This is a genomic window from Nocardioides sp. Root240 (genome assembly GCF_001428825.1).
Lineage (GTDB): Bacteria > Actinomycetota > Actinomycetes > Propionibacteriales > Nocardioidaceae > Nocardioides.
Genome location: NZ_LMIT01000010.1, coordinates 648035 through 671632 on the forward strand (window position 1 = coordinate 648035; position 23598 = coordinate 671632).

Sequence of the window (23598 nt, forward strand, 5' to 3'; positions counted from 1 at the left end):
GGAGATCCAACGACCGCTCGCGGATCGAGATCTTCCCGCAACGCGTGCCGATGGGCGGCGCAGCAGATCGATTCACGAGCAGCGAACGCAAGTCACGTTGACATCCGTCGCGGTCGCGTTGCTCAACGCCTCGCTCGGGCTTCGTACTCCCGCAGCCACTCTGGCCTGGGACGCCAACGACTGGGCGATCGGAACTCCTTGAGTCCCCAGGCGAAGCAAACGAAACCAACCGCGAAGGCGATCAGCCCGGCGATACGGATCCACTCGGCTCCGGTGTCGTACGCCAGCCGGGCACACAACCCGCCCCCGAGCGCCACGAAGAAGGCCGCTATGGCGAACGGCATGGCCGTGAATACGACCTTCACAAGAAACTCACTCCAAGGAGAGCCTTGCGTTAGTTGGGACGCTCGTCCACCCCAGCCGGAACGGACGCGCCATGCCGCAGCGAGGCACGCCGCAGCTGGCAGGAAGGTCAGGGCCACCTCAAGCCACGCTAAAGGTGGCGCAGATACTTGGGTTTGCATTCAGTTCTTCCTGACTCGCTCAGTCCCCAAAGAACAGGTAGTTGAGACCGTCGCCCACCCAGCCGCCGCACAGATCGCGTTGACATCCGTCCCCGTCGCGCCGCTCAACGCCTCGCTCGGGCCTCATACTCCCTCAACCATTCAGGCCGACTGCGCCAACTGCTCGGCGACCTGAACTCCTTCACCCCCCAACCCATGCACGCCAAGCCAACGACAACCGTCACCAGTCCGGCAATACGGACCCACCCAGCTCCCGTTTCGTAAGACAACCGTGCGCCCAGTCCGCCGCCAAGGGCCATCAGGAACATGCCGGCAGTGAACGGCATCACCGCGTAGACCAGACTCACCACGAACTCGCTCCAAGGCGCGCCTTGGACCAACCTGGACGACCGTCCTCCCCACCCGGAACGAATACGCCAGATCGCAATGATGCCGAGCGCCACCGGCGCGCCCGCTATCAGGATGACCTCTGCCCACGTCACCGGCGGGCCCGATGCTGCAGCTTGTAGCACGATTTCGTCTCCAATCTCAGTCGCCGAAGGCGATAAAGTTGATGAGATTCCCCACGGCTCCGCCGACCTTTTCGCCCACGAGAGCGCCACCCGTCGCGCACAGAGCTGAGAGAACGACGCCCGGGCTGCAAATAGTTCCTCCGACAGCGGCAAATCCAGTGCCGAACGCTACCTTGCTGGTGGTGGAGATGACAGTCCGCCCCGTGCGTTCGCCGGTGTCCTTGTCACTATTACCTTCCCATTCTTCCTTGCCGGTGTCGTAGGTGCCGTAAAGGACCCCCGCTATACCGAGCACCTTTACCGCTTTTCGGAATTTGGAGACGTCTGCCGCAATATTTGCCTTTTCGTTGCGACCATTCCCATAACCCAAACTAACGGCGAGGGCTCGGCCACTTTCCCGAAGGGCTCTCTTCTCCTCGCTGCCGCTTCCACCCAGGAACAGCAGGTTGAGCGCCAAGATGCGTGGGCCGATGTGCTTGTTCTCAAGGTTCGACCTCGCATGCTCGAACGAGTACTCAATCGCGAGACCGCTGAGGCCGATGATCAGGTTGGAGTATGCGTCTGGTCCCGACAGAATTCCACCGCGCTTCTCCTGCTGGCTACCCGACCCAGACTTGCTGGACGACGTGCCTCGGCTTGACCCACTGGGTGCAGGACTGGACGAAGGGGTCGAATCCTTCGGTCCTGTCACAATCGGTGCCCCGCCGGCGGGATTGGAGGTGTAGTTGCAGGTCCCTTCCAAGATGCAGACCGAAGCCAAGCCTGAGGCGTCTGCAAGCGTCATAGGGTTGTTGTTCGCGTAGCTGTAGCCGAGGGTTTGTGCCGGGTCGTCCGCGATCAGGAGAGGATCTGCGGAGATGAAACGCCCGCCGGACGGGTCATACTCTCTGGCTCCCACGCTAACCAAACCCGTATCTGCGTCGGCTGGCTTGTTCAAGAACCCCCGGGTGTCAGGCCATACCGCGGGCTCTGCACCTCGCCGTTCGCCATAGGGAGTCTGGAACCTGTACCGCGGCTGCAACGTAGTGGCGTCAAGCGAGATGCTCGCCGTCCCTTGCGGATCTGCAATCTGCAACGTGAGGTCGCCAGGGTCGTCACCATGACGCACACCCAAGATTCCCAGCCCTGACGAATAAAGCCGCTTCGCAGTGGTTACGTTGCCGCTCTTGCTGTACGTGACCTCGGTGTCGCCGGCGAACAACGTCCGTTCCGTACTCGACTCGCGCACGAGCAAGACGTCGTCTACGCCGTACACGTAGGTGGTTTCATGGCCGTCGGCGTCGGTGATCTTCGTCAGGTTGCCTTCATTGTCCCATTCGAGAGTCTGAGCTGTGCCCGCAGCGTCGGGGCGGCTGAGCGTGTTCCCCGACTGATCAGGCGAGTACGCGAGAGTGAAATTGGTTCCGCCTGCGGTGCGGGTCACGCTCGAGGCAAAGTTCCGATGGGGATCGCTGCTGGATGGGTACTCGTAGTTGTCCTGCACCGTGCCGGCGGGGCTTGTGGTCGTCTGGGTTTCTCGCAGGCCGCTGTTCTTGAACGACCACGTCTGACGAAACGGCGCCGGCCCTCCCAGGGGCGACGAGCTGGATGCCGCGGCGCAGTCTCCACCGTCCGGTGTCCACGCCTCAGACAGGCGACGATGGTCGTCGTAGCGGAAACACTGGGTGTCCTCCGTGACGGAGTCGCTGACCCGGGTCGGGTTCCCGGCATCGTCGTAGCTGTAGTGAGGGTCGGCAATGCCCGCACTCGAAAGATTGCTGGTGACGGCGGCGCGGGCGAGCCGATTGGTTCCTTCGTCGTATTCGCGCGTCGAGTAGAGCTGATAGCCCGCCCCGCGGCCAGCGACGACTTGCTGAGGCTGACGCAGCTGGTCGTAGGTGACATCTTGAATGAAGCCGGTCAGTCCGCGGATCTGCTCCACCAGGCCGAGAGAGTCGTATTCATAGGCCAGCGGTTCCGTCGACAAGATGGTTGTGGATCCAACCGTGACTCGTGGCAGGTAGTTGACGGCGACGGACTGATCCACGTTGTAGACCAGGTTTCGGCTCAGCACTGTCGGCAAGCCGGCGAACCGGCTGGACCCTGCCGCGCCAGTCAAGGTCATCTTGGTTTCCGACGGCTGGTACGCCGCGGTGTAGGACACGACCTTGGTTTCGATGCGGTCGCCCGTCAGGCCTCCGATGTAGCGAGTCTGGCTAGAGGGATACCCCTTGGCGACGGTGTCGTAGGTCCACGCTTTGACGAGCTTGCTCGAGTCGGCGGTGGTTGCGGCGTATTGGCCGGTCATCCGATCCAAATTGTCGTAGGTGTTGTAGAGGGATTTACCGCGAGCGTCGGTGGTACTGAGGACCTTGTCTGAGTCGGTATAGACAGTGGTCGTGGAACCGGTGTCCGGGTCGGTCGCCTCGATCTTGCGTCCACGCAGGTCGAATCGGTAGGTCGAGCTGCCCGCGGGTGACGCCAGACCGACTAGATGGTCGTTGAGGTCATAGGTGTAGTTGGTCGTGAGGTCCGGAGTGCCATGCTCGACTGACCTGATCGTGCGGCCGCGCACGTCGACAACCACGGTGGTCGGCGGGGCGCCGTTGGGCGGAATCGTCTTGGTTACGTCGGAACCGTCGTAGGTCGTTGTAGTGGACCATCGTTGTGTGTTGTTCGTGTAGAGGGTGCTCTTCGTGTTTCGGCCCAGCCCGTCGAAGGTGAGTTTGGTCAGCTGTGGCACCGCTCCGTCGGGGAATTCCACCAAGCCGCCCGATGGCGCACCGGAGGCATACACGTCTGCGATGGCCTGATTCTGTTGGCCGCGCGAGTCATAGGTGGCACCGGAGATGATTCGGCCGCCAGCGGGGGTGGGGTCCTGCTCTTGGCGGGGCCGGAGCAAGGCGTCGTAGACCTCGAAGCTGTCGACGTAGGCTTGCCCGTCAGCTGTCAGAGTGCTGGTCTTCACCGACGACGCGGACATCTTCGACAACGTATAGGTGTACTTAAGGCTCGGCGTAGCGGTTCGCGCGCGGTTGGTGAGCCAGACCGAGGCCACGCGCCCGCTGGGGTCGTAGGCGATGTCTGTCGACTTGTTGTTGGGATCAACGATTTTGGTCGCAACCCCCCATTCCGGCGCGTTGCTAGTAGTGGTAGCGAAGGCCTTGCCTCCGGCGTCCTGGGTGTTGACGGTCGTCGCGAGGGTTCCATCAGCCGACATCGTGTAGGCAACGGTGTTCTTGATGGTTGAGGAGGTGCCTTGGGCGCTCGGCCGGGTTACAGACTTCGGGCGGCCGAAGGCGTCGTATTCGTTCACTGCTGTGACTTGATAGGTCGGAGCAGCCGACACAAATTCCGCAAGTCGCTCGGTCTTGGTTGGGAGGCCCTTGGTTGGGGCGGTGCCGACGGTCAGGCCGTCGTAGCTAGTTCGGTCGTCGGAGAGCACCGTCGACTCGGTGGGGTCGAGTGCGGAACTGTCACAAAGTCCTTCGCTGCGGACGACCCGTGCGGGGAACCCGACGAACCATGCCCCAGACGTCGACTGCGTGTCTGCGTAGCTCGTGGCCGTGCATGTTTGGTCGTTTCCGGTTGAGAGATCGCCGGAGTCGGAGACGCGGGTGACCTGGCCGGTATTGCCGTCGAACTCTCGTGTCACCGTCCGACGTCGCCACTGGCCGTTCGCGAGAATGGACCGCGCCCGCGTCTCGGCGTCGCCGACGAACCATGCGGCCTTGAGACCGCCGCCTGCCGTCGCCTTGACCCATGGAATGGTGATGATGCCCTGGTGAGCCGTGCCACCTTCCTTGGTGTACTTGATGATTTCGAGGGGACGTCCGGCCAAGGCTCGCTCGTCTGTGACAGAGGTTCCATCACTTGCTGTCACCGATGCCGTACGTGGTACTCCGGAAGACTGTTTGTCCCCTGACATTCCTTGGAAGTATGTCGTGGTGGTCTTCGGTCGCTCGACGGTGTCGCTGGGATCTCCGACTACGGTCGTGACTTCTTGGAACCCGCGCCATTGCGACCAGGTTCGGTAGCCGTCCGGGATGATCTTGTTGTCGTTGTAGGCCCAAGCGGCGCCGCCGGCGTAGGTGTAGTAGGTCTGCACGGCAGGCGCCAGACCCGTCGTATCGGCTGTTGAAACGCTGGCGACGACGTACTTGTGGAACCAGTCGGTTCGAGGCGACGTGTTGCCCTCAGGCGTCCACTTCTGTGGATAGCAACGCATGGTGTTGCTGTCGGGCGTCGGCAGGTTGCCCGCCACGCATTGGGGGTCGCTGTAGTTGACCGTGGTGACGGCTCCGGTCTCGCTGGTGATGGTCCGTACGCGGTAGCGCGGAAGGCTGGAGATTCCGTCGGCGACGGTGTTGACGCGGTTCGTCAGCTGTACGGAGCCGAAGGTCACCTCGGGGTCAGTGACGGTCCCTCCGACCAGGCCGGCGTGGGTGATGCCGGCAAGCCAGAGCGTCCCGTCGGAGACGTCGCCCGAGTTGAGGAACTCGTGCGCGAAACTCCAGGATTCGACGTCGGAGTAGGCGGCGCTCTTGCGGATCTTGGTGGTGATCTTGCTCAGGCGGTAGCGGGTGAAGAAGGTGGGGGCGAACTTGCCGGTGCAGGCAGCTGTGCCTACACAGATCTGGTCGTAGGGCGTGTCTGGCCACTTGGCCTTGGAGTAGGTGTCACAACCAGTTGTTGCCAAGCATCGCAGTGAGCCGGTGAATGCGACCTGAAAGGGTGCAGCGGCGGTCGAGCCGGCGCGGAGGCCGTAGTCGATGCGGGTCAGGCGGCCGCCGCGGATGTACTGCGTTCCGGGGGATGCGACCTGGTTTTTCGCGTAGTAGTTGGCCTCAGCCGTGTACCAATAGGACATGGCGTTGCCGTGGGGGTCGACGATGTAGTCGAGGTTCCAGCGCCACGCCTGCTTGCAGAAGCGGGTCGCGTATGTGGTGCCCGAGCTGTAGCACGGCTCGCCTGAGTTGTTGCCATTAACCGGCACCCACCAAACGGACTGCGGATCGCCGGTCTGGTCGGGGATGGCCGTGCGGCCGAAGTAGTACTTCGTGCCATCCGACGAGGTGAGCTCCCAGTACTCCTTGTCGTTGTCCTGGTTGCCGACCGCGGTGCTCGTCAGGCGTCGGACGCGCGACCCGTCGTCGTTGCTCAGCCGCCAGGTGCCGTCACTTCGCTTGATCAGCTCTGCGCTCTGTCCATTGAGGACGATCTGGGCGTTGTCGGACTTCCAGCAGAGATCGTACTTTCCGGCGACGCCGTCGTCCTTGCAAGTTACGTATCCGCGCTCGATGTAGGAGTTGCCGGCGTCCCAGCCCTCGCCGAGCTGGGAGGCTTGGTTGTTACTGGCGGCGGTCCGTCCATCCACCGTTTGAGAGGAGTAGTTGAGCGCGAGGGTGGGGGCCGGGCCGTTGTTCGCGGGGATGGCCCGGATCGGATAGTTCCAGGCGAAGTTGCCGGAGGACCCGCCGGCGCTCCACGTGGCGCTCTGAGCGAGCGGCGTGGCGCTGAAGTCACCCGTTCCTGACGTCGATGCCGCGGTGGCTGCGAGGGCGACCACGGTGGTTTGGCGTGCCTGACTGTCAGCGAGGGTCGCTGTGATGGCGTGTGCATCGGTGTCGACCTGAGACTCCACGGGAGTGGAGACCTGGCATGCGGGGCGCTTGGGCGTGGTAAGGAGACAGGCGGGGTAGGCCCTTGCCTGGAGTCTGTTTGGCCAGTCCGCTCCATATGCGTGCTCGAACCCGCGGAGGTCGATCTCGATCTTTGTCGACGACGGCTTGGCCGATGTGACCTCGGAGGTCGGAACGCCGCCGACTTCGACGAGCACTCCGTCGACGCCGGCGCGGTCAGTAACGTCTCGATCGATCACGCGAATTGTCCGCTCGCCCGTGTCGGGCTCCGCTTCGATGGTGACCGGGCCGAGCTTCACAGATGATCCGTGAGTGCCACCGACGGCACCTTCTGCGGAGTTCGGCCAGGCAACGGGCCGGTTCGCAATGGTTTGCGACCGGCGGCTGGAAGCCTTGTGCTGTGATGACTTGGCAGGCAGGCGTCTGCGGGCGACGTCCTGCGTCGAAGTGGCGTCCGCCTTCTCGACTTCTGGGCGGCCGGGGCGCGGCTTGGCAGCGGTGCTGTCAGCCTGCGTTACGCCAATCAGCGTGATCGCGAGTGCGAGGGTCGCGATCATCGCCCACAGGCGCCGCCAGATGATAGCCCGAGAGGTGTTCTTCATTGCCAGATCCCGTTGTCGTAGGTGAGGGCGTGGAGTTCGTCGAAGGCGCCGGCGAAGACGTCGATCCGCTCGATCTCGCCCTTGAAGGCCGCCGTGGTCCCGCTGAGGGTTCCGTTGCCGACTTGGAAGTCGCCGCGAGCTGCCCACGGCGTGCTGTACGGCATCTCCTGGACTTCGTCGACCAAGGGATCTTCACCTTGGGTAAAGCTGAAGCCGTTGACGAAGAGGCCGATGTGGTCGGTCTTCCGGTCATAGGTTCCGATGACGACGTTGAGCTCTTCAGATGCGTCGGGAACGATCGGGGATCGAACCTCAACGACGCTCGTCCCCGAAGCGTCCGAGACGGTTCGATGGAAGACCCAGCGACCGCCACCTCCGGAAATGGCCTTGTAGGCGAGAGTCCAGGACTCGCGGTTTACGCCGCGCTGTTGTGCGATGACCATGGAGATCGATGGGTCGGTCGGACGTACGTTTGCTGCGATGGTGAACGAGCCAGTGGCGTCGACGACCGGTCGGCTCACCTTGGCCTGTTGCGTTGACGCACCCGGGAGCTGGAGCGCCCGGAAGATTCCATCGGCGGTGGCGCCGAATCGCGGTGTCGGCAGATCGGTGAGGGCCAAGTTGGCGGCATAGCAGGTCTCGGCCGCCAAGGTGGCGTCGTCGGCGTCGTCCATGGACCAAGCAGCGGCAGGCGTCACGATGGGGCTCAGGCTGTCGTCCGGTACGGGGTCAGCCAGGTCCTGGATCTCGTCGGTTCCCAGGGTCGAGGGGAACAGATTGATGTCGTCGAGCAACGCGGTTCCGCAACCCGTGGGAGTGCCGCCGACGTAGCCGCAACCCAGCCTCCACGTAGAGCTGACCCACGCAGCGGACGGGTACACAACCGTGCCCACGGAGCGGCCGTTGACGAACATCGCGAGGGTCTTGGTGGTCGGGTTGTAGGTCGCAGCCAGATGTGTCCACACGCGTGGGACCGCCGTGGCGGATCCGACCAAGGAAACGCTGGTGGCGTTGCGCCTCCCCGCCGTCCACTTGTTCGTTGCGGGTTCGTAGCCGAACTCGAACACGTTGCCTTCGCTGTAGTTCGCGGAGATAAGCGTCGTTGTCGTGCCTTGAGCTGCTGCCTCGACGCGTACCCAGGCACTGATCGTGAATGCTGCGGTCGCAGACACTCCGCTCGTTCCCGTGATCGGCGACGTGGACGGGGTGTTGCCGCTGTGGGACAGTGCGCTGCCCACGCGGCCCAAGGGTGCGGCGGACGCTCCGGTGGCCACGGTCAGGGGCGCGGCCTGCGTCTGACTGCTGTCGGCGCCAAGATCGCCTGGGGCGTCGAAGTTCCACCGAACGCTCGGGCTTCGGCGGTTGACCTTGAACGAGAAGAACTTCTCGAGGCTTTGGTTGCCAGCACCGTCGACCGTCCACACCTTCAGCGTGTTCAGAAGTGCCGTCGGCGTGACGGTGATGTCCGCTGCGGCACCACCGGTTGCGGACACTGGTGACGATGTGGCACCGCCGTTGAGGCTCCAGTAGTACCACTTGGCGTCCGTCGACGGCGTGTCGATGCTGAACGAACCTGGCACACCGGCTTGGCCGACCGGACTGCACTCAGTCGTCGCATCTGGGCTGAGGCACTCAGCAAAGGAGCTGGTGTCAACGGTCGGCGGGTCGGGACGAGTGGTGTCGACCTTGAAGTAGCACAGCGAGGTCGTGTTCCACGCTGAGTCCAGGTAGTACTGAGTGCCGCTGTACGACCAGTAGACGCGGTTCTTAGCGAAGAACCGGTAGGTGCGACCGTTCTGGACGCTCCAGGTAGAGGTCGAAGTCCCGCCGCTGGCAACGAGTGTTCCGGCGATGTCAGCGAGATCGGTTCCGGCAGTCACGTCGCGGCGCCTGAAGACGCCCCGCAGCGACGCGGACGCACCATCTGCGCTCGTGACCCTGACGGCCATCGTGATGGACGTTGATCCGACGATCGCTGGTGCGCTCGAGGTGCCACAAGGAACGCTTGCACTGGAAGTCTTTAGCGTGACGCCAGCCGGGACTACTGGCTTGCTGACGTAGGTGACAGAGAGCTCGGCGCCGGCATCGTCGAACTGTTTCCAGGCGATCCTGTCGCTCTCGTCTCGGGCCCGGAGCATGAAGGTGCCGGTCGCCGAGTTGGCATCAGCCAAGGTGGTCGCACCGTTCGTCACGTTCCACCCGACCATTGCCGTTCCGGTACCGCAGCCAGCTGTCGAGCTGTTTGAGCCTTGCTGCGTATAGCGGGCGGGTTGGTTGTTCCACGTCGTGCCGGTCCCGATGGCACCAGTGCGGTAAGCATCTGTAGGTCGTGCCTGACACGATGCCGCGTGGATCTGACGAACATTGAGTTCGGCAGCAATGATCTTTTTGCCGCGGATCCCGGTGGTGTCGAATCGGAAGTAGGACCGCACGATCTTGTTCTGTTCGAAGCCTTCGTACCCGGCACCCAACGAGTGATCGGTCTGCCAGAACGACTTCGTTGGGAAGTTGTTCCACACGGCGGTCCAGCCGTTGCGGGTCTTGTCGTAGGTCATCGCAGGGTCGATGACGACCGGAAAGATGGTGTCGGGAGAGTCGAGCAGCGTCGTGTCGGGCGTGAGGGTCATGTGGCCCTTCGCGATCGAGGTCGCGACACCGCTGATCTGGTCTTCCATGTCTGGGCCTTGCTCGACAGCCGCGAGTGGTGTCACGTCAGACTCGCCGGTGGTGGTGTTGATCAACTCCGCACCGGAGGAGTCCCACATGGTCGGTGTCGGGGTCCAGAATCGGGACAGGCCGTCGCTGTCCACGAATGAATAGCCGCCTCGTTCAGGGTGGGCGGTGAGTCCCGTGAGTTCGACAGGCAGGCTGAGTTTGCGTACGCGAGGGTCGTCGGCGGCGGCGCGGTCTTTGACCACCCAGTTGAAGGTGAATCCAGTGGTGGTCGAGGCGGTCACGAGGTCAACGCCTGGCAAGACCTCGCCGTAAACGGCCGTGTCGCCGTGCAGTGTCGGGGCCGGCAGATCGAACGGTGTCCGGATAAGCGCGGACACGCCGTCGTGGCCGATCGTCGCCAGAACGGAGTTGGCGTCACCGCCGCCGGAGAGACGGATGTCGCCGATCGCGTGCGCGGGCTCCACCATGCCGTCGGAGCGCTCTGTAAGCGTTGGGTCGAGTTCAATCCACTGGCTGCCCTCGCGTTCGCGCACTGGAGAAGTGGCGATGGTCGCTCGAAAGTTGCCGGATGGCAGGGCGGAGATCTTGGTCGTTTCCGTCGTCCACTCGTCGACTATCACGGGGTTGCCCGTGCGTGCTGCCTCGTCGAGTTCAGTGCTGCCGTCGGTGGAGCCCAAGGCCGCGGAGGGCTCGGGTCTGACGGATGTGTCGGTCGCGCCAGCCGCGAACGGAATCTGCGACGCCGTCGCTCCGACAAGCGCAAGGGCGGTGAGCAGCGAGGTCGCTATTGCCCTGAAGCTGGGAAGTCCCGCCTTGCCAGCCAACCGTCGGTCCATTGCGATCTCCCTTGTCGTGACGGTGGCCGTCCCACGCCGCCACGCAGACTGTAGATCATTCTTGGCACATCTTTCGGACAAATTTAGACATCCAACGCTTGGTGACCCTCAAACTGCAGTCATGGATAGCCACCACGCTGCGTTGAGTCGGGCCGTTGCAGCAGAGGACATTGGGCGAAGGATCCGCGCTGCACGCTTGGCGGCGGGGATGACCCAAGCTGAGGTCGCAGCGGGCGAGGTGACTGCTGCCTATCTTTCGCGCGTCGAGCGCGGGCAGCGGAGGTTGGCCGCTCCCCTGCTCGAGAGGATCGCTGGACGTCTGCACACCACGGCGGCCGAACTGCTGGCCACCCATTCCCTCAACGAAGCGCGCACTCGAGCGTTGCGGGTGGAAGAGGCTGCGGTGCTAGTGGCGATCGGCGAGTACGCTCGAGCCGAGGAGGTGGCAGCCGGAGTCCTCGGCCGGCTGGATGCTGGCGAGGATGGCGCCCTGCGGGCATCGGCCGTTCGCGTCCGCGCCGAGGCGCTGCTGGCGCTCGGTGATCACGAGTCAGCGGTCAGTGTCACCGAGCCACTCGTCGACAGCAATGACCTCAACGCGGTGCGAGCATTGATCCTGCTGGGCCGCTGTCATTGCGCGCTTGACGCGCCTGCTCGAGCCATGAAGGTGATCGACCTAGCCGAGCGGCTGATCAGCACCTTGGGAGTTGAAGGCCTCGGAGAATCCTTGTGGCTGGCCGCAGTGAAAGCAGAGGCGCAATGCCAGCAAGGGCGCTTCCACCGCGCCAGCCAAATCTGCCGGGACGGACTTGCCGCCTCCGCTCACCTGCCGGTCGACGCAGATGCGAGCAGGTACCTCCGAGCTGCCGCGGCAGAGTCAATGACGGGGGGAGCGACCCCTGCTGCAATGGAACTCACGACAGCGGCATTGACGATCCTCGATGCGCGCAACGGCTTGACCGCCCTGCGCTCAATTCAGACGCGAGCTGAAGCACTGACTTGATCCCCATAAGACGGAACCGGCCGAACGCAGAAGCCGGCGACGGCGCCGGTATCCAGCAACGACTCCGTCCAGGAATGAGGGAGAGGCACAATGGGACATGTGGACCTTCACCTGGCTGAACTGAGCCGCACGATCGACCCCGCGGCGCTGGGCCGGCGACTGCGAACTGCGCGAGTCGCAGCGGGCATGACCCAGGCCCAGGTGGCGGCAGAGGACATCACTCCTGCCTACCTCTCGCGGATCGAGGACGGCCAGCGGCGCCCGGAGGCGGGCCTGCTGGAGCGGATGGTGACGAGGATGGGGGTGACTCTCGAGGACGTCCTGCTCGAGGTCACCCGCGATGAGCAGATGGAGTTGCAGCTCGCCGTCGACCACGCGGAACTCGCCCTAGTGTCCGGAAACCCTCAAGGCGCCCTGGCCGCGATCGATGATGTCCTCGCCAACCCGGCGACAGAGAAGGTGCCTCACCTGCTGAAGGCAGCTCGCCAGATCAGAGCCGGTGCGCTGGAAGGGGTCGGTGACCTCGATGGCGCGATCATCTTGCTCGAGGACCTGACGGCCTCGCCCACCCCGGATGCGACGTGGTTGAAGTCCCTGATTGCGCTGTGTCGTTGCTACCGCGATGCCGGGGACTTCACGCGGGCTGTCGCGGTCGGCGATCGAGCAGCCAGCATCATCCGTGACCTTGAGATCGATGGGCTCACCGAGGCGATCCAACTGACCGTGACCGTCGCCGGTGCCCATCTGCTGCGGGGTGACCCGACGGTCGCAATGCGAACCTGCCGGAGGGCCATCGAGGTCGCCGAGCAGTACAACTCGATCATGGGCAAGGCGTCGGCCTACTGGAACGCCAGCGCGATCGAGGCGAGCCGCGGACAGACCGAGGCCGCCCTGGGGCTTGCCCGCAAGGCGCTGGCTATGTTCGAGTTGAGCGACGATGGGCGCAACCTCGCCAAGCTGCGCACCGAGCTGGCCAACCTTCACCTCATGCAGGACCCGCCCGACCCCATCGCTGCGCTCGAGATCCTCAACAACCTCGAACAAGAGCTGGCCTGGTCCGGCGGATCCGCATGGGACATCGCGTTCATGCACCTGCTCACAGCACGAGCCCAGTTCATCCTCGGCGACATCGACGCCAGCAGGATCAGCCTGGCCAAGCTCGAGCAGTCCAAGCCGGAGAAGGCGCCGTTGCTCGAGGCACAATGGACCGTCCTGCATGGACGCATAGCCTTCGAGGCAGGCGACCAAGACGAAGCACGGCGCCGATTCCGAGAAGGGGTCCACCTCCTGACCGGCGCAGGCACCGACCGAGGCGCTGCACAACTCTGGTTCGAACTGGCCGAGCTCCTCACGCAGGTCGGCGACACCGACGGCGCCGTCCAGGCCTTCCGCTCAGCGGGCGCATCGACCGGACTGAGGCCGCTGGCCAACACCACCACCGCCAGCTCCATCTGACAGCGGACCCGCCCACCGGACCCGGACTCAAGTTCGCCGCTCCGCGAGCGACACACCGCTCCCAACCAGACGGCGGAGCACCCACCCGCTCTGCCGCAGAACCAACGACCCCGACACCCGGGTCTCCGAGCCGACCACTTCGCAGCGCCGTTTGCATTCCCTTCCTGCACAAGCGGCTGCCCGCGCCGGGAAACTGTGTCCCCGACGCGAGCGCGCGCATCACCGCACCCGAGGTCGGCGAGCCCGGTGCCGGCAAACCGTCAGCAGCACAGGCCGTGGTCGGCCCGGACACCACCCGCAGCCCCCGGCCCTTCGGCAACCGTCACACCGACGCCGGTCACGGCGACGAGAATGAGAGCACCCAGGCGAACAGCAACCTTCTTCGAGAACATGGCAAAGCTCCTTCGATGTCAGACACATCCGGACAGATGTGCAGACATATTTAGGAAGCTTGCGCGAGCGGTTCGTATGCGAATCGCTCGTTTTGTTAACTAGAGTTGCCAATGAGGCGCCCGGTGGCGCCCGGAGACGCACGGCGCGCCATCCCGCGATCGCCTCTCCAAGCGGACAGGTATAGGCACTACACTGTTGCCAACCAACGAATGTTGGATCTGGAGGTGACCGGCTGTGGGTATCGCCCGAGACGCGCTGAACCGCGCTCAGTCAGCGCCCGGCCCGAGGGCGCGCGGAAACACTCCGCCAACGCTGCGCAATCGGTCGGTGGGCGATCGAATTGCGTGCAACCTCAGGCATACGGGTCGACGCAACACGGCGCCCCTCCAGGCGCGGGAGTCGAGGCTCCCTGAACGTGGTCGCTTGCGAAGGCACGACCCCTTGGCGGGGCTGCGGTCCGAACGTTCACCGTGTCGGTCGTCGGCGCTACGAGCAGTGCGGGCCGCTCGCCCCACGGCCGACCGGCCGTTCCTTGCCGAGTCACAAACCTGACCACTAAGCCGTCTGGTCGCGACGCACCTGTCCCCCTACGAAGAAAGCAACCCATGCTGCACACCCTGCGCTTGCGCATCGCGCTGATCAGCGCCGCTCTCGTCCTCGGCCCTATGCTCGCGGCCGTCGCCCCCGCCGAGGCCAACGCCCTGGTCTGTCGAGCATCCATGTCGGACTCGACACCGAAGCAGTACAGCAACGTCACAGTGCGCGTACGCACCGCGGCGTACGCCAAGGTCCGCACTGTCGCGCACTACAAGACCACCAACACCACCAAGCCACGGACCGCCAACTCCGCCGGCCGCGCCAACGTCGGCTACTACATCTCCGGCGCCACCCCCGGCTACCGCGTCCGAGTCAACGTCACCGTCACCAAGAACGGACGCACGAGAACTTGCGCGACCTCGTTCGTCCCGCATCGCTAGTCCATTTTCAGAGACGTCTTCGACTGTCGCATTCGCCCGCTCGGTCGACCGAGTTGCACTAAACAGAGGAGCTTCCGTGCCCTATTACTGCGTCAACAAGAACAGCCAACCGTCGACCGGCGACCACGAAGTCCACGACGTTGCGATCGGTCGGGCGCAGGGTTGCCTTCCGTCGGAGGTGAACCAGGTTGACCTCGGTTACCACGCCAATTGTGGCGCCGCTGTCACAGCTGCAAAGCGCACTTACTCTCGTAGCGACGGGTGCCGTTGGTGTGTGCCGACTTGCCACACAAGCTGACCAGCGGGCGACGCACGCGCGAGCCTGTCATGCAGAACTATGCGGGCATTCTCGACGGGGCCTGGACCGCCGACACAGCCGCCCAACGACACGACAACGCCGAGAAGCTCGCCCCATCGTGCCTAGCACAGGTTTCAGCGCTCGGACATCGAGATGGGTGACGCTTCCACCACCCTGAGCGTCTTGGTCCACGACTTCGCGTGCTCACCCTCAGTAACCGGGTTGTGCGCAGGGTACGAGGACGGAACGTGGCGCCTCGAGCATTTGGCGCGCAGCATCGTGAAGGCCATCCCCGAGTTCGCCCTCACGTACTCCGAACTGCAGCACCTTGACGGCGACACAGCCGTGGAGATGCTTGGCCGAGCCGTGCGAAGCCTGTACTCAACAGACAAGTACGAAAAGCGGGGCGAGTTCGGCGAGGTTCTTCTGCACCTGGTGCTGCGAGAGGTTTTTAGCACAATCCCCGCCATCAGCAAGATCTACTTCCAGGACAACGACAACCATGTCGTGAAGGGGTTCGATGCAGTTCACGTCGTCGCATCATCGGACGACCTTGAGCTTTGGCTCGGCGAAGTCAAATTCTACGACAACCGCAGCAGTGCCGTCTCCGCGGTCAAGGCAGAGTTGCATCAGCACACGGACGGCAACTACCTCCGGCGCGAGTTCGCTGCCATTACCGGCAAGATCGACCCGGCATGGCCTCATGGCGACCGTCTAAAGCTGCTGCTTCACGAAAACACCTCCCTAGACGACGTATTCGACCGGATTGTCATTCCCGTGCTGCTCACCTACGACAGCCCAGTCGTCGCCGATCGAATCGTGCAGCTCTCGACGGCGACCGACCGAGGCAAGAGCACGGCAAGTCGGTACGCCGAGGACTTCGAGAAGGAGATCAGAGACGGCCTTTCCACGTTCGCCGAGGGCATTCCGACCGGTGTACTGATCCGACTCATCCTCGTACCTCTCCATCAAAAGAAGGCGCTCGTCACGGAACTCCACACCCGCTTGAAGAGCATCCAGCGAGCCACCCAATGACCCCAGTTGAGATCCGAAATCATCTGACTCAAGAATCGGTCAAGCCCGCCGATCAATTCAGAATCCTGCGCGCCATTGCAGCCATGTACAACGGCCGAGAAGCCGACGGCCGCGAATCACTGATCCGGGTCCTCGACAGACGCGAACTCTTTGAGCCGCTCGAAGCGATGATCAACAGTCTGTTGGCCCGATACGGGCTCTATCCGTACATGGCCGGCGTTGACGACACGGCAACCACGGCAGACGCGCTCCTCTACGAGCTCCATCGTCCGCTGGACTATGACAACGACGTCGTCCTGCACCGAGTCCAGGCCGACATCTACCGACGGATCCTTGACGGTGAAAGCATCATCCTCAGCGCGCCCACAAGCTTCGGCAAGAGCTTGGTGCTCGATGCCGTGGCCGCGTCAGGCCGTTTCGAAAATATCGCCGTCGTGGTGCCAACGCTGGCGCTCATCGATGAGACCCGGAAACGTCTGTCACGTCTCCGCGACACCTACAAGGTGATCACACACCCATCCCAGACGCTCGATGAGCGCAACATTCTGGTGATGACCCAGGAACGCCTGCTGGACGTCGCGGAGTTGCCGCGCCTCGACCTCTTCATGATTGACGAGTTCTACAAGCTCGACAGCCGCAACGAGGAGAACAGGCCCGTACTTCTCAACCACGCGCTACATCGCCTGATGACGCACAGCCGCGCCTTCTACATGGCGGGACCCAACGTGCGTGACCTCGCGGCCGCCCTGCCAGCTCAGTTCACTGCGACGTTCACATCGACCGACTTCAAGACGGTCGTGTCGAACCTGCGGGTCATGCCCAAGCCCGCTCGAGGCGACGAGATTGCCGCGCTCGTCGAAGTGTGCCGCGAGCTCGAGGGACCGACTCTGATCTTCTGCAGCTCCCCCGAGAAAACCAGGAAGGTCGCTGAGGCCCTCCTGACGGCAGGTCTAGGCGACCAGAGCCCAGAAATGGCACCAGTCGCTACATGGGTAGCCGAGGAGTATCACCCAGACTGGCTGGTTGCCCGCGCCTTGACGAACGGGGTCGGCATCCATCACGCCCGGCTGCCGCGCTGGCTCGGGCAGTACACGGTCGGGGCGTTCAACAGCGGCATCCTGCAGTTCTTCGTCTGCACCTCCACCATGATCGAAGGAGTGAACACTTCAGCGAAGAACGTCGTCGTGTTCGACCACAAGATCAAGAACAGAAACATCGACTACTTCACCTACTCCAATATCGCCGGTCGATCGGGTCGGATGCGTCAGCATTTCGTGGGCGAGGTCATCGTCTTCCGTGAACCACCCGCGGAGGAACTGCCAATAGTCGACGTCCCTGTGTACAACCAGGCTTCCGACACCCCTTTGAGCCTTCTCATACAGCTCAGCGACGAGGAACTCACTGAGGAGTCAAAGCGGCGCCTTGAGGGGATGCTGGCCAATGCGACACTTCCGCTGGCCGTACTCCGCGAGAGTCGAGGCATTGATCCCGAACGCCAACTCGCGCTTGCTCGTGAAATCGCACGGATGGCGCCCAGCGAGGCAGTTCTGCTGGCATGGAACGGCTACCCAACATGGGAAGAGCTGCTCGCATGCTGCCAACTGATCGTGACTCACCTAAGACCCATCAGAGGACGCGAGAACGGGGTCTCAAGTGCGCGGCAGCTAACGTTCCGTCTTCGGCTGGCACAGACGACACAAGGCGACGTTCGACAGCTGGTGAACAATGAGCTCAGCGGCACGAGCTCTACGACTCGCGACGATCCAGACGCGGCCGTTGAAGAAGTGCTCGGTTTTCTACGCCAGTGGGTCGGGTTCGACATGCCCCGCCTCTTGTCTTGCCTGCAACGAGTGGTCAACCACGTGCTCCCGCAGCGCGGTATTGCCCGACGCGCCAACTACTCGCCGTATGTCGCAGCCTGCGAGTCGATGTTCCTTCCAGCCCACGTCGCCCTCCTTGACGAGTTCGGGATGCCCCCAAGCCTCGTCGACAAACTACGACCTCACCTGCCTCCGGCTGGCTCCGGGATCGACGCCGTCCTTGCTGAGATTCGACGACTCGACGTCAAGTCCCTCCAACTCGACCAGACCGAACAGTCATTGTTCGACGAGCTCCGTCGAACCATCTGACCTAGTGGCACCTGCGAGGTCACGAAGCCAGCGAAATCCTGCGGCGAGTGGGCGTCCCGACGCTGTACGTCTCCCTTCCAACGACGCACTGTCTGAACTTCAGCGCGTTCTGCAACTGCTGACATAGAAAGCCGAGCGATGACATGACACAACCTCTTTCGAGCCCGCCCGATGGCCCGCCGCCTTCCGGACCTCCATCCTTAGGACCGCCACTCTCTGGCCCACCCAAGCGTGGCAGGATTCGTGCATCAAAGGCCCTGATCGCTACAGGAGCTGTTCTCTCGGCTGCTGCGGCCGTCGGTCTCGCGTTCCTAGTTGGTCGGATCAGCGTGGACCCCACCTCCAGCGACCAATACGAAAGCCAAACCGAGAAACTTGAAGCGGCAGGCCGCGATCTCGATAGCGCACACGAAGAGATCAACACGCTGAGCGACCAAGTCAGCGACGCCGAAGCGCAAGTCGACGCCCTCCTCGCCGACCAGCCGCCAGGCGAGGGCGCGGACGAGCCCGCCCTCAGCGACGGCGTCGCCATCGCACCCAAGAACATCAAGATCGCCCTGCGTACCCGTTCGAAAGAGTGCTTCGGCTCGGCAGGATGCCTCGTAACTGTTCAAGCCGACCCGAACTACGTGGGAACCCAAGATGCATCGACCGGATCATGGGAGATCACCTACGAGATCCGTGGCGGGGAAGACGGCCCTGTCATCGAGACCATGACACTGACTGACGGCACCTTCACCTTTCCGGAAGAGCAGTCACTCGAAACGGCATCAAGCGGAACGAGACTGCAGGCCGTGGTCACCGAGGTCTACGCGCTCGACTGATATGTAGGGGTCACTCCTGTCAGGAGGCAAGACGAATCGCCGCCACCAGCCGCGGTGGCAGCGACCTCCTTCGGGTTGAGGCCCTGCGACGCGTCGTCACCGTTCCGGGATGGTCTGTCGTACTCCAATACGCGCCTCGTCGTGCCCTGTACACGACAGACCAACCCGCCGGCGTGCACCCGCCAAGCGCCATGATGGCCGATCGGCTACAAGGGATTGGGTAGGTGTCGCGCTTTGACCGCAACTCCTTGCCGAACGCACCGATGGACCGAACACGTCGACCTCAAGGCACCGCTCGCCGCTGGGTGCGAGCGCTTTCCCGTAGGTCAGCTGCCAGCTTCGGCACGACCCAGCCCAACAGTGTTCACGGCCCGCTCTCCAAGGGCCCCGTCGTACCGCCGGTTGACGACTCTTGAAACCGCTGGTCCGGGCGTAGCCCGTAGCCACGTCATTCGAGCGGCACGCATGCTACGAAGGTTCGTAGTTCGGTCCGTCTCCCTGAGACGGACCGCGCGCCGTTTTCGGGGTGATTGACGAGTAGTGACGGGCGGTGAACCGGACCGTGCACGGTGGCGTGAAGTTCTACCGCGGCTGCGCCAAAGAAGCCCGGAACTACGTCGAGGCGGACCGGTCCCGTGCTGATGACTACTACCTGGCAGAAGGATCCGGGATCGCGCAGTTGTACGTCGCCTGCCCCGGGAGCCCGGTGACCGACGGGGGGACGCTGGACGGGGACGCCTACGAGGCGTGGGTCGCGGGCTACGACACCCTCGGTGGCGCGAAAGGCCGCCTGCGGACCGACGAGAAGGGGCTGCGGTTCGTCGAGGTCGTCGTCAACGGACCCAAGACCTGGTCCCTCGCCGCGTCCCTCCACCCCGAGATCGCGGACGCCTACGACGCCGTCCAACCGCGCGGCGGTCGAGATAATCGGCTGGCTCGCCGCGCACTCCACCACCCGCGTCGGCCCTCGCGGCCTGCAGGTCCAGGTCCCCGTCGAACGACTCGAAGCTGCGGTGGTGCGGCACTACACCTCCCGCGCTGGGGACCCGCACCGTCACCTCCACCTCCACCTCAACGCTCGCGTCTTCGCCCACGGTCGGTGGCGGGGTCTGCACTCGGTTGGGGTCGTGGACTCGATCGGGGCGATCAACGGGATCGGGCATGCCGCCGTCATGTGCGACCCCGACTTCCGCCGCACACTCGCCGCGTACGGGTACACCCTCGCCCCCGAGACCGGTGAGGTCGAACAGCTCACCCCGTTCGCGGCTGGGTTCTCCCATCGGGCCGCGCAGATCGGCCGACACGTCGATCGCTATGAAACGCAGTGGCGTAGCGAGCATCCCGGCCAGGAGCCCGGCCCCGCGTTACGCCGGTCCTGGGACCGGCGTGCGTGGGCCCAGGCCCGGCCCGACAAGGTCGTCCCGACCGACGGCGCCGCCTTCGTCCACCGTGGGCGACGAGCCGCTCTACGACAACGCCATCCACTGGCGATGGCGAGCCACCCGCTCGGCGGCGCGGCTCACCCGAGTCCGGCTCCACGACCTCCGGCACTTCTACGCCTCGGGCTGATCGCAGCCGGCTGCGACGTCGTGACGGTGCAGCGGGCGCTCGGCCACTCGACCGCGACAACCACGCTCAACACCTACAGCCACCTGTGGCCGACCGCCGAGGACCGCACCCGCGCCGCGGCCGCAGACCTCATGAAGCAGGCCCTGGGGCAGTCCGCAGCGAGCCCCGCCGAGGGCACCGTCGCGGGACCTCTCTCGAATCTTGCGGACTATTTGCGGACCAGAGAGGGCCCGCAACGCTCTGACCTGCGGAAGCAGGCCGATTCAGTAGTACCAGGGGTACGGCGACCAGTCCGGCTCGCGCTTCTCGAGGAACTGGTCGCGTCCCTCCTGGGCCTCGTCGGTCATGTACGCGAGCCGCGTGGTCTCGCCGGCGAAGAGCTGCTGGCCGACGAGGCCGTCGTCGAGCAGGTTGAACGAGTACTTGAGCATGCGCTGGGCGGTGGGGCTCTTGCCGTTGATCAGGCGGCCCCACTCGAGGGCGGTGGCCTCGAGCTCGGCGTGGGGAACGGAGCGGTTGGCGGCGCCCATGCGGACCGCGTCGTCGGCGGAGTACTCCTGGCCGAGGAAGAAGATCTCGCGGGCGAACTTCTGGCCGACCTGGCGGGCGAGGTACGCCGAGCCGTAGCCACCGTCGAAGGAGCCCACGTCGGCGTCGGTCTGCTTGAAGCGGGCGTGCTCGGTGGAGGCGAGGGCGAGGTCGCAGGTGACGAAGAGGCTGTGGCCGCCGCCGGCCGCCCAGCCGGGGACGACGCAGATGACGATCTTGGGCATGAAGCGGATCAGCCGCTGGCACTCGAGGATGTGGAGCCGGGCGAGACGGGCCTTGTCGATTGCGCTCGGTTCCTCGGCGCCGGTGTCGTCGGCGCCGATGGACTTGTCCTCGTACTGGTAGCCGGCACGACCGCGGATGCGCTGGTCGCCGCCGGTGCAGAAGGACCGCTTGCCGTTCTTCGCGCTCGGGCCGTTGCCGGTCAACAGGACGCAGCCGACGTCGGCGGACTGGCGCGCATGCTCGAGGGTGCGCAGCAGCTCGTCGACCGTGTGCGGGCGGAAGGCGTTGAGGACGTCGGGCCGGTCGAAGGCGATCCGGACCGTGCCGTGCGCCTTCGCGCGGTGATAGGTCAGGTCGGTCAGGTCCTCGAACCCGGGGACGACGTCCCACTGGCTCGCGTCGAACGTCTCGCTCACGCCCTCGATCGCACTCATGGCACCGAACGCTAGCCCCTCGCCGGTCCCGCACTTGACCTTGACCCCAGGGTCAAGGTCTACCGTCGGACCCGTGCTCATCAAGGACCTCGCCGAACGGGCCGGCGTCAGCGTGAAGGCGGTGCGCTACTACGAGTCGCGCGGGCTGATCACGCCCGAGCGGGCGGCCAACGGCTACCGGGAGTACGACGACGGCGACGTCCTCGTCGTCCGCGAGATCCGGGCGCTGCTGTCCCTCGGGCTCACGGCCGACGAGACGGTGCCGTTCGTCGAGTGCCTGCGAGCGGGCAACGACCGGGCCGACGTGTGCCCGGCGTCGCTGGACGCCTACCGACTGCGGATCGCCGAGATCGACCGGCGCATCGAGGAGCTGAGCAAGCTCCGCGGCGAGCTCTCGGGACTGCTCGACGACGCCGAGAGCTACCCGACCACCACCCACCAGGAGAAGCCATGACGCTGCAAGAGATCACCGACGCCGACTTCGAGGCGGAGGTGCTCGGTTCCGACGTACCCGTGCTGGTCGAGTGGTGGGCCGAGTGGTGCGGACCGTGCCGCCAGTTGGCCCCGGTGCTGGAGAAGCTGGACGACGAGCGGGGCGAGGCGCTGCGGGTCGTGCGGATCAACCAGGACCTCGAGCCGCTGCGGGCCGCGGAGCACCGGGTGCTCGGGTTGCCGACGATGATCCTGTTCCGCGACGGGGCACCCGTGCTGCAGCTCGCCGGGGCGCGCACGAAGTCCTCCATCGAGCGGTCGATCGACGCCGCGCTGGAATAGCCGCCGCCGGCGTGCTCTTGTGGAGGACATGACTCTTCAAGGTGAGTACGAGCCGAGCAGCCAGCAGTGGGTCCGCGACCAGGTCGCGGCGTACGAGGCATCGGGCGGCCAGGAGGCCAACACCCTCCGCGGCAGCAACGACCCGATCGTCGTGATCACGAGCGTCGGCTCGAAGTCCGGCAAGCTCCGCAAGAACCCCGTCATGCGGGTCGAGAAGGACGGCGTGTACGTCGCGATCGCGTCGAAGGGCGGCGCGCCCGACAACCCCAGCTGGTACGCCAACTTCGTCGCCCACCCCGAGGTGGACCTGCAGGACGGGCCGGTGGCCAAGCCCTACCGGGCGCGGATCGCGCAGGGCGAGGAGCGGCAGCAGTGGTGGGACCACGCAGTCGCCACCTGGCCGACCTACGCGTCGTACCAGGAGAAGACGGACCGCGAGATCCCGGTGTTCCTGCTGGAGCCGATCGAGGCTTGACGGATCTTGCGTCATAGGCTCCGTGGGCTCCAGCCCACGGAGCCTATGACGTTACGTCGGGAGATTCGCCGGATCAGCTGTTGGCGATGGTCACGGCGAGGCCGCAGAGGTGGCCGAGCCGGGCGATCTCGGAGTCGGCGAACTCCGGTCCGCCGCGGCGGCCGATGACGACGATCTCGTTGCCGTCGAGGCGGCTGGCGGCGTAGAGGGTCACCTCGTCCTCGGGCATCTCCAGCCGCACCGGGCTCTCGATCTCGACGAACTCGATCTCCTCGGGAGCGGCGCTGGTGCCGTAGACGACGCCCTTGGCGCGGTGCACGCGCGCGGCCCAGTCGACGCGGAAGGTCGCGGGCAGCAGATCGATCAGCTTGTCGAACGCCTGCTCGGGCGAGGCGGTGAGCTCCTCGACGGCCTCGAGGTCCATGACGAGGTTGCCGCCCGCGGGGTAGCGGCTGATCCAGAGCACCTCGACGCCCTCGAGCGCGCTGCACGCCGAGACCACCGAGTCGGGCATCATGCCCTGCGCCACCTCGAGCAGGACATCGTCGACCGCGGTGCCGTCCTCGCGCTTCTCGACGATCTCGATCGCCTCGATGTCGCCGCCCGCCATACCGATCGCCGTGGCGACGCGACCCAGCGAACCGGGGACGTCGGGCAGCAGCACTCGAAGCAGGAACGGCATGAACT

The 23598-nt window shown here is 64.6% G+C and carries 14 protein-coding genes and 2 pseudogenes; 11 read left to right on the forward strand and 5 right to left on the reverse strand.

The window, feature by feature from the left end:
* Window positions 1-1052: 1052 nt before the first annotated feature.
* Window positions 1053-7259: an RHS repeat domain-containing protein gene (locus ASE20_RS13075; RefSeq protein WP_082612358.1), complete on the reverse strand. Its 6207-nt coding sequence runs from the start codon at window positions 7257-7259 to the stop codon at window positions 1053-1055.
* The gene (locus tag ASE20_RS13080) at window positions 7256-10771 is read right to left on the reverse strand and encodes a LamG-like jellyroll fold domain-containing protein (protein WP_056894960.1); all 3516 of its coding nucleotides are present in this window, start codon (window positions 10769-10771) and stop codon (window positions 7256-7258) included. Before ASE20_RS13080 ends, ASE20_RS13075 begins: the two co-directional genes overlap by 4 nt.
* A 121-nt stretch (window positions 10772-10892) precedes the next feature.
* Here ASE20_RS13080 and ASE20_RS25025 point away from each other — a divergent pair, with 121 nt between their 5' ends.
* Window positions 10893-11774: a helix-turn-helix domain-containing protein gene (locus ASE20_RS25025; protein WP_162261014.1), complete on the forward strand. Its 882-nt coding sequence runs from the start codon at window positions 10893-10895 to the stop codon at window positions 11772-11774.
* A gap of 99 nt (window positions 11775-11873) precedes the next feature.
* Window positions 11874-13229, forward strand: coding sequence for a helix-turn-helix domain-containing protein (locus tag ASE20_RS13090; RefSeq protein ID WP_056894962.1), 1356 nt, complete (start codon window positions 11874-11876; stop codon window positions 13227-13229).
* 260 nt (window positions 13230-13489) lie between these two features.
* On the opposite strand, the gene ASE20_RS25850 is transcribed toward ASE20_RS13090, so the two are convergent.
* A complete protein-coding gene (locus tag ASE20_RS25850) occupies window positions 13490-13621 on the reverse strand; it encodes a hypothetical protein (RefSeq protein ID WP_263969874.1) in 132 nt (43 codons plus the stop codon).
* A gap of 606 nt (window positions 13622-14227) precedes the next feature.
* Here ASE20_RS25850 and ASE20_RS13095 point away from each other — a divergent pair.
* The 6 genes and pseudogenes from ASE20_RS13095 to ASE20_RS25860 form a co-directional block, all read left to right on the forward strand.
* Complete coding sequence (locus ASE20_RS13095; RefSeq protein WP_056894963.1) at window positions 14228-14599, forward strand: hypothetical protein; 372 nt, start codon at window positions 14228-14230, stop codon at window positions 14597-14599.
* 451 nt (window positions 14600-15050) lie between these two features.
* A complete protein-coding gene (locus tag ASE20_RS13100; RefSeq protein ID WP_056894964.1) occupies window positions 15051-15932 on the forward strand; it encodes a DUF1837 domain-containing protein in 882 nt (293 codons plus the stop codon).
* Entirely contained in the window at window positions 15929-18061 is a 2133-nt protein-coding gene (locus ASE20_RS13105; protein WP_082612361.1) for a DEAD/DEAH box helicase, read from the forward strand. Before ASE20_RS13100 ends, ASE20_RS13105 begins: the two co-directional genes overlap by 4 nt.
* A gap of 329 nt (window positions 18062-18390) precedes the next feature.
* Window positions 18391-18885, forward strand: coding sequence for a hypothetical protein (locus ASE20_RS13110; protein ID WP_056894966.1), 495 nt, complete (start codon window positions 18391-18393; stop codon window positions 18883-18885).
* Between the two features lie 574 nt (window positions 18886-19459).
* A pseudogene (locus tag ASE20_RS25855) lies at window positions 19460-19717 on the forward strand (hypothetical protein); the annotation flags it as partial.
* Window positions 19659-20282: pseudogene (locus ASE20_RS25860) on the forward strand (relaxase domain-containing protein); the annotation flags it as partial. The pseudogenes ASE20_RS25855 and ASE20_RS25860, both read left to right, overlap by 59 nt.
* Before the next feature lie 435 nt (window positions 20283-20717).
* Here ASE20_RS25860 and ASE20_RS13115 read toward each other — a convergent pair.
* Entirely contained in the window at window positions 20718-21662 is a 945-nt protein-coding gene (locus tag ASE20_RS13115) for a 1,4-dihydroxy-2-naphthoyl-CoA synthase (RefSeq protein ID WP_056894967.1), read from the reverse strand.
* Between the two features lie 73 nt (window positions 21663-21735).
* Here ASE20_RS13115 and ASE20_RS13120 point away from each other — a divergent pair, with 73 nt between their 5' ends.
* From ASE20_RS13120 to ASE20_RS13130, 3 genes are read left to right on the forward strand one after another with little or no spacing between them, the layout of a single operon-like run.
* On the forward strand, window positions 21736-22116 hold the full coding sequence (locus ASE20_RS13120; protein ID WP_056894968.1) for a MerR family transcriptional regulator: 381 nt from the start codon (window positions 21736-21738) through the stop codon (window positions 22114-22116).
* On the forward strand, window positions 22113-22436 hold the full coding sequence (locus ASE20_RS13125; protein WP_056894969.1) for a thioredoxin family protein: 324 nt from the start codon (window positions 22113-22115) through the stop codon (window positions 22434-22436). The genes ASE20_RS13120 and ASE20_RS13125 overlap by 4 nt, the downstream gene beginning before the upstream one ends.
* A 28-nt stretch (window positions 22437-22464) precedes the next feature.
* Complete coding sequence (locus ASE20_RS13130; RefSeq protein WP_056895195.1) at window positions 22465-22911, forward strand: nitroreductase family deazaflavin-dependent oxidoreductase; 447 nt, start codon at window positions 22465-22467, stop codon at window positions 22909-22911.
* A gap of 73 nt (window positions 22912-22984) precedes the next feature.
* Here the strand turns inward: ASE20_RS13130 and ASE20_RS13135 are convergent, their stop codons facing one another.
* A complete protein-coding gene (locus ASE20_RS13135) occupies window positions 22985-23593 on the reverse strand; it encodes an ACT domain-containing protein (protein WP_056894970.1) in 609 nt (202 codons plus the stop codon).
* Between the last annotated feature and the right edge of the window lie 5 nt (window positions 23594-23598).

Excerpts from the sequence above, each read along its gene's own strand:
- ASE20_RS13115 (WP_056894967.1), bottom strand. The coding sequence starts at position 21,662 with ATGAGTGCGATCGAGGGCGTGAGCGAGACGTTCGACGCGAGCCAGTGG.
- ASE20_RS25850 (WP_263969874.1), bottom strand. The coding sequence starts at position 13,621 with ATGTTCTCGAAGAAGGTTGCTGTTCGCCTGGGTGCTCTCATTCTCGTC.
- ASE20_RS13105 (WP_082612361.1), top strand. The coding sequence starts at position 15,929 with ATGACCCCAGTTGAGATCCGAAATCATCTGACTCAAGAATCGGTCAAG.
- ASE20_RS13100 (WP_056894964.1), top strand. The coding sequence starts at position 15,051 with ATGGGTGACGCTTCCACCACCCTGAGCGTCTTGGTCCACGACTTCGCG.
- ASE20_RS13075 (WP_082612358.1), bottom strand. The coding sequence starts at position 7,259 with ATGAAGAACACCTCTCGGGCTATCATCTGGCGGCGCCTGTGGGCGATG.
- ASE20_RS25025 (WP_162261014.1), top strand. The coding sequence starts at position 10,893 with ATGGATAGCCACCACGCTGCGTTGAGTCGGGCCGTTGCAGCAGAGGAC.
- ASE20_RS13130 (WP_056895195.1), top strand. The coding sequence starts at position 22,465 with ATGACTCTTCAAGGTGAGTACGAGCCGAGCAGCCAGCAGTGGGTCCGC.
- ASE20_RS13095 (WP_056894963.1), top strand. The coding sequence starts at position 14,228 with ATGCTGCACACCCTGCGCTTGCGCATCGCGCTGATCAGCGCCGCTCTC.
- ASE20_RS13135 (WP_056894970.1), bottom strand. The coding sequence starts at position 23,593 with ATGCCGTTCCTGCTTCGAGTGCTGCTGCCCGACGTCCCCGGTTCGCTG.
- ASE20_RS13125 (WP_056894969.1), top strand. The coding sequence starts at position 22,113 with ATGACGCTGCAAGAGATCACCGACGCCGACTTCGAGGCGGAGGTGCTC.
- ASE20_RS13080 (WP_056894960.1), bottom strand. The coding sequence starts at position 10,771 with ATGGACCGACGGTTGGCTGGCAAGGCGGGACTTCCCAGCTTCAGGGCA.